The 6733-nt window shown below is 64.5% G+C and carries 1 protein-coding gene; it reads left to right on the forward strand.

Features of this window, described 5'->3' with window-relative positions:
* Window positions 1-51: 51 nt before the first annotated feature.
* On the forward strand, window positions 52-6465 hold the full coding sequence (locus tag AC1RBR_RS11625) for an amino acid adenylation domain-containing protein (protein ID WP_492564454.1): 6414 nt from the start codon (window positions 52-54) through the stop codon (window positions 6463-6465).
* Window positions 6466-6733 lie beyond the last annotated feature (268 nt).

Below are 6733 nucleotides of genomic sequence, written 5' to 3' on the forward strand. Positions count from 1 at the left end.
GGCATCGGGGCCGATGCTTGAATAGGCGCAAAATCACCTGAGAAGGATCTTATGCCGCCTATTTCTGCCCCTGCGGTGGCCACGCCGTCCGCATCGCTCCAGACGTATCCGCTGACCGCTGCGCAGCTGGATATCTGGCTGGATCAGCTGAGTCGCGGTGATTCGCCGCTGTACAACATCGGCGGCTACCTGGACCTCAGCGGCCCGCTGGATCCGGCACGGATGCAGGCTGCGCTGCAAGCGCTGGTGGCCCGGCATGACGCGCTGCGCACGGTTCTGCTGCCAGGCGCCGGGGCTGATGGCTTGCCGTTGCAGCAGTTCGCCCGGTCAGTAGCGGTGCCGATGCCGATCAACGATGTGTCGACGCACAGCGACCCGGAATCGGCGGCGCGGGCATTGGTGCAGGCACGCATCGATCAACCCTTCGTGCTGGACGGCGGCTGCCTGTTCCGCTTTCTGTTGATCCGCCTTGATGAGCAGCGACATTGGTTGTCCGTGCAGGCTCACCACTTGATCGTCGATGGCTGGGGCTTCGGCGAGATGTTCAAGTCGCTGGACGAGATCTACAACGCGCTGGCGAGCGGCCAACCGGCACCGGTCGCGGCGCCGTCGTACATCGACTTCATCGAGGACAATGCGCGCTATCACGCGTCGCCGCGTTATGCGCAGGATCGCGCCTACTGGCTGGACAAGTACCAACACTTGCCCGAGCCGCTGTTACTTCCACGGTATCAGCAGAGCCTGGTCGGCCAAACCGTGCAGACGCAGGTCTACGCGCAGCCTTTGCCGGCGCTGCTGCACGAGCGCATGCAGCAGGTGGCCCGGGCGTTCGGCGCCTCGGCATTCCATGTGCTGCTGGCGGCGCTGCATGTCTACTTCAGCCGCACTGAGCAACGGGACGAATGGGTGGTTGGATTGCCGATTCTCAACCGCTCCGGCGCGCGCTTCAAATCCACCCTCGGGCTGTTCGCCCAGGTCAGTGCGGTGCGCATGGGCTTCGGTCGCCAATGCACGTTCGCCGAACTGATCACGGCGATTCGTGATGAGTTGCGCCAGGACTTTCGCCATCAGCGCTACCCGGTGAGTGAGATGAATCGTGCCTTGGGTTTGCTGCGCGAGGAGCGCTCGCAGCTGTTCGAGGTCACGGTGTCCTACGAGCAGGGCACTCACGATTATCGCTACGGCGAGGCGTCGGGACGGATCATCAAGGCTTCGAACGTCGAAGAGGCCACACCGCTGGCGGTGCATTTGCTGAGCAATCTGGCCAATGACGACGCGCGACTGTACCTGATCTACAGCGAGGCGTATTTCAATGCCGATGAAGTCAAGGCATTGACCGAGCGCTGGTTGCTGATTCTGGAGCAGGGGCTGGAAGCGGTGAATCTGGCGGTGGCGGATTTCGACCTGAGCACGCCGGAAGAAACCGCGCTGCTGCAGCAGTGGAATGCCACGCGGGTGGACTACCCGGCTCCGACGACCATTCAGCAGCGTATCGAAGCGCAGGCGACGCTACGGCCGCAGGCGCTGGCGGCGGTGGATCAAGGGCAAGGCCTGACCTATGCCGAACTCAATCAACGCGCCAATGCGCTCGCTCATCATCTGCTCGATCTCGGGGTGCGCGCGGATGACCGGGTGGCGATCGTCGCCCGACGCGGCCTCGACACACTGGTCGGGCTGTTGGCGATCCTCAAGGCCGGGGCCGCTTATGTGCCGCTGGATCCGGCGCATCCGGCCGAGCGCCTGAGCTATCTGCTGGAGGACAGCGCGCCAATCGCGGTGCTGACCCAGCGTGCGCTGCGCGGGCATTTGCCGGCGCTGGCGGTGCCGGTGATCGAGCTGGATCAGCCGAGCTGGCCCGCCGCCCATGTCGGCGCGCCGAAGGTGTCGGGGCTGACCCCGGCCAACCTCGCTTATGTGATTTACACCTCCGGTTCGACCGGCCTGCCCAAGGGGGTGATGGTCGAGCACCGCACCTTGTGCAATCTGGTCGATTGGCACGCTGATGTCTTCGACCTGCATGCCGGCAGCCAAACCTCAAGCCTGGCCGGTTTCGGTTTCGATGCGATGGCCTGGGAAGTCTGGCCGGCGCTGTGCGTGGGCGCGACCCTGCACCTGGCGCCGGTCAGCGAGGGCAGCGAAGACATCGATGCGCTGCTCGACTGGTGGCATACGCAGCCGCTGGACGTGAGCTTTTTGCCGACGCCGATCGCCGAATACGCGTTCAGCCGCCAGCTCGATCACCCGACATTGCGCACGCTGCTGATCGGTGGCGATCGCCTGCGCCAGTTCCCGCGTCAGCCATCGTTCGAAGTGATCAACAACTACGGGCCGACCGAAGCCACGGTGGTGGCGACCTCGGGGCGCATCAGCGCCGGGCAGGCGCTGCACATCGGCAAACCGGTGAGCAACGCCACGGTGTATCTGCTCGACGAGCAGCAGCAACCGGTGCCGCTTGGCGTGACGGGCGAGTTGTACGCCGGCGGGGCCGGGGTAGCCCGTGGTTACCTGAACCGCGCCGACCTGAGCGCCGAACGCTTCCTGCGCGACCCGTTCAGCGCTGAGCCGGGCGCGCGCATGTATCGCACCGGCGACCTTGCACGCTGGCGCGCCGACGGCAATCTGGAGTATCTGGGGCGCAACGACGATCAGGTGAAAATCCGTGGCATCCGGATTGAGCCGGGCGAGATCGAGAGCGCACTCGCCAGCCATTCGGCGGTGCGCGAAGCGGTGGTGCTGGTGCGCGACGGGCAATTGCTGGCGTGGTTCACCGAGCAGGCGCCGCTGGACATCAATGAGCTGCACGCGCAGCTGAAAACTCGCCTGAGCAGTGCCATGCTGCCGAGCGCCTACGTGCGTCTTCCGGCGCTGCCGCTGACCGCCAACGGCAAGGTCGATCGCAAGGCACTGCCGGCGCCCGGGCCGGAAGATTTGATCCGCCGCGAATACGAGGCGCCGCAGGGTGAGGTCGAAATTGCCCTGGCGCAGATCTGGGCCGAAGTCCTGCAAGTCGAACGGGTCGGGCGTCATGACCATTTCTTCGAACTCGGCGGGCATTCGTTGCTGGCGGTGATCTTGATCGAACGCATGCGTCAGCTCGATCTGAGCAGCGACGTGCGCGTGCTGTTCAGTCAGCCGACTCTGGCGGCGCTGGCGGCTTCCGTCGGCAGCGGTCGGGAAATCGAAGTGCCGGCCAACCGCATCGCCGCCGATTGCACCTGCATCACGCCAGAGATGTTGCCGCTGGTACAACTGCAGCAGGCGGACATCGAGCGAATCGTCGCCACGGTGCCGGGCGGGGCGGCCAACGTGCAGGACATCTATCCGTTGGCACCCCTGCAGGAAGGCATTCTCTACCACCACATCACCGCTGAGCAGGGCGATCCGTATCTGCTGCAATCGCAACTGGCGTTCGACAGTCTTGAACGCGTCGAGGCTTTCGCTGCGGCACTGCGCGAGGTCATGGCGCGCCACGACATTCTGCGCACGTCGGTGCTCTGGGAGGGCCTGAGCACCCCGGTGCAGGTGGTGTGGCGCGAGGCGATTCTGCCGGTGCAGGAGGTCGAACTGGACCCGGCTAACGGCCCGATCATCGACCAGTTGCACGCGCACTTCAACGCCCGGCGTTATCGCCTCGACGTCAGCCAGGCGCCGCTGATGCGCCTGGTGTATGCCCGTGATCCGGCGCTGGATCGGGTGGTTGGGATTTTGCTGTTCCATCATCTGGCCATGGATCACATCGCTCTGGAAGTGATGCGCGGCGAGATGCAGGCCAGCCTGTCCGGGCAAGCTGTTGAACTGGCGCCGCCGGTGCCGTATCGCAATTATGTGGCGCAGACGCGGCTGGGCGTCAGCGAGCAGGAACACGAGGCGTTTTTCCGCGCGCAACTGGCGGACATTGACGAGCCGACCCTGCCATTCGGGCTGCAGGAAGTGCAGGGCGACGGGCGCGGCATCGACGAAGCGCAGCAGGCGCTGCCGGCTGACGTCTATCAGCGCCTGCGCACCCAGGCACGACAGGCCGGGGTCAGTGTGGCGAGCCTGATTCATCTGGCGTGGGCGCGGGTGCTGGCAGCGACTTCGGGCCAGCAGCGCGTAGTGTTCGGCACTGTGCTGATGGGGCGTATGCAAGGCGGCGAGGGCGCCGACCGGGCCTTGGGCGTGTTCATCAACAGCTTGCCGTTGCGCATCGATGTCGACGCCGGGGTGCTCGACGCGGTGCGCGCCACCCATGCGCGGCTGACCGCGCTGCTCGGGCATGAGCACGCGTCGCTGGCATTGGCTCAGCGCTGCAGCGGCGTCGCCTCGCCGTCACCGTTATTCAGCGCACTGCTCAACTACCGCCACAGCGATGAGTCCGAACTGCTGGAGCCGTCCAGCCAAGCCTGGCAGGGCATCGAGACCCTGGCCAACGAGGAACGCACCAACTATCCGCTGACCATGAGCGTGGATGATTTTGGCAACGGCTTGCGCCTCACCGGCCGGACCGTGGTGCAGATCGGCGCGCAACGGATTTGCGGTTACATGCAAGCGGCGTTGAGCGGCCTGGTGCAGGCGTTGGAGCAGACCCCGCAACAGCCGTTGCACCGTTTGCCGATCCTGCAAGACGAGGAGTTGCAACGCTTGCTGATCACGTTCAACGCCACCGACGTCGATTGTCCGCTGGAGCAGCCGTTGCACAGGTTGTTCGAAGCACAGGTGCGGCGTAAACCGGACGCCATCGCGCTGCAATCCGAGCAGGGAAACCTGACTTACCTTGAGCTCAATCAGCGCGCCAATCGCCTGGCCCATCATCTGCGTGAACTCGGCGTGCAGCCGGACTCGCGGGTGGCGATCTGCGTCGAGCGCGGGCTGGATCTGATCGTTGGTTTGCTCGGCATCCTCAAGGCTGGCGGCGCCTATGTGCCGCTGGATCCGGACTATCCGCTGGAGCGCCTGAACTACATGTTGCAGGACAGCGCGCCGGTCGCACTGCTGGTGCATGGCGCCACGCGGCAATTGCTGGGCGAGCCGGGTGTGACGCTGATCGATCTGGATCACGGCAGTTGGGAGCAGCAGCCGTCAGGCAATCCGCAGGTGCCTGGCCTTAATGCTTCGAACCTCGCTTACATGATCTACACCTCGGGCTCCACCGGGCTGCCCAAAGGCGTGATGATCGAGCATCGCAGCGCCTGCAACATGGTGCATTGGGGTTCGCAGCTCAGTCAGCCGACCGAACACGGTGCGTTGCTGCAAAAAGCGCCGTTCAGCTTCGACAGTTCGGTGTGGGAGATCTTCTGGCCGCTGTGCTCCGGGATGCGTCTGGTACTGGCACGACCGGACGGCAATCGCGATTCGGCGTATGTGGTGCAGACCATTCGCGAGCATCAGGTCACCGTAGTCAAGTTTGTCCCGGCGCTGTTGCAGCAGTTCATCGAGCAGGACGGTGTCGAGCAGTGCACCAGCCTGACCGATGTGCTCAACGGCGGTGGTGAACTCAGCGCAGCGCTGGCCCGCCAAGTGCGTGATCGCCTGCCGTGGGTGCGTTTGCACAATGTTTACGGCCCGACTGAAACCACGGTGGACAGCACCGGCTGGACGCTGGAACCGCACATGCCGGTGCCGGACAACGTGGTGCCAATCGGTACAGCCTTGAGCAATACACGGCTTTACGTGCTTGATGCGTATGGTCAACCGGTGCCGCAAGGCGTCAGCGGTGAGTTGCACATCGGCGGCGTCGGCGTGGCGCGTGGTTATCACGGACTGCCGGAGATGCAGGCCGAGCGCTTCATCGACAGCCCGTTTGTTGCGGGTGATCGCCTGTACCGCACCGGGGATCTGGCGCGCTACAACAACCACGGGGAACTTGAATTCCTCGGCCGCAACGACTTCCAGATCAAGCTGCGGGGCTTGCGTCTGGAGCCGGGAGAAATCGAGGCGCGGTTGATCGAACATCCGGCGATTCGCCAAGCGGTGGTGATGGTGCGCGATGAGCGTCTGGTGGCCTGGTACAGCTTGCGCGCCGGCATCGACGCGCCATCGCTGGAAACCTTGCGCAGCCATGTGCTGGAGCGTCTGCCGGAGTACATGGTGCCGGGCGCGTTCGTATTGCTCGACGCGTTGCCGCTGACACCGAACGACAAGATCGACCGCAAGGCCCTGCCGGAACCGGGGGCAGATGCAGTCATCAATCGCCCATACGTGGCGCCCGAGGGTGAAGTCGAAACCGCGCTGGCGCAGATATGGGGCGAGGTGCTCGGCGTCGAACAGGTCGGTCGTCACGACAACTTCTTCGAACTCGGTGGGCACTCGCTGCTGGCAGTGAGTCTCGTAGCACGGATGCGTCAGAGCGGCCTGCACACCGACGCCCGGGCGCTGTTCAGTCAGCCGACGCTGGCGGCGCTGGCGCTCAGCACCACACCCGAGGCGCAGCAAGTGTTCATCCCGCAAACCACCATCCCGAGCCTCAATCGCAAACGCCGGATCTGACCCGTAACTCATTGTGCAAACCAAACCCTGTGGGAGCGGGCTTGCTCGCGAATGCGGTGGGTCAGTCGATGTTGATGGCGACTGTTACACCGCATTCGCGAGCAAGCCCGCTCCCACAGGGGTATTGCGGCGGCCGAGCCGGCGGCTTGTCCCCGCTTCCCATGTCAGCCCCCCAGGCCCCGATGTTTTAGTTTTTCCAGGCTGCGCACAGAAGGCACGGACTCGCGGCTGCGCGCTCCTTTTTCTCGTATTTACAGCAGGTTATCCC

The organism is Pseudomonas sp. GW823-FHT01D03 (assembly GCF_058798255.1).